Source organism: Stenotrophomonas maltophilia group sp. RNC7, assembly GCF_030910085.1.
In the GTDB taxonomy this organism is placed as follows: Bacteria; Pseudomonadota; Gammaproteobacteria; order Xanthomonadales; family Xanthomonadaceae; genus Stenotrophomonas; species Stenotrophomonas sepilia.
Genome location: NZ_JAVFVN010000611.1, coordinates 1 through 532, shown reverse-complemented (window position 1 = coordinate 532; position 532 = coordinate 1). Strand labels below are relative to the sequence as shown.

The following is a 532-nucleotide window of genomic DNA, read 5'->3' as shown; positions in this document are numbered from 1 at the left end:
TACTTGTACTAACACCAGTAACAACAACTCCTGCTGCTGTTAAAGCTACTCCTTCTACTGCTACAGCTCCTCCTAGTACTACAGATGCTCCTCCAGTTGCTGGTGCAGCTACTATTCCACCGGCTATTCCTCCTGCTACTTCTGCTCCTCCTGCTATTGTTCCTGCTACACCTATTGCTATTGAGGCCGCATCCCCTACTACTTTACCAACTTTGAAAGCATCTGTATCTGGAAAAACTGTATTTCCTGTGATAGTTTGTGCTCCTTTAAAGAATACATTGTTATCTACAGATACACTTACACCTGTTACAAAGTCTTTAACATTGCTGCTGAGTTTTCCATAAATAGCATTAGAACCATTTTTAGTTTCTTGTTTTTGTACCTGATTGCTTACTTTAGTCACTGGACTACTACTCTTTTTAGCTTGTTTATTCAGAACTTTCTCGTGTGCTTTCTCTGCTGCTGAAGAATTATATATGAAGTTTTTGGTATGTGGATTATATAACACATCACCTGTTCCATCCACTACCAT

1 protein-coding gene is annotated in these 532 nt (G+C 39.5%); it reads right to left on the bottom strand.

Annotated features, from left to right (window positions below; all coding sequences use genetic code 11):
* Positions 1–532: hypothetical protein (locus RCF13_RS11735; protein ID WP_308141204.1), on the bottom strand; the 532-nt coding region annotated here is incomplete at both ends.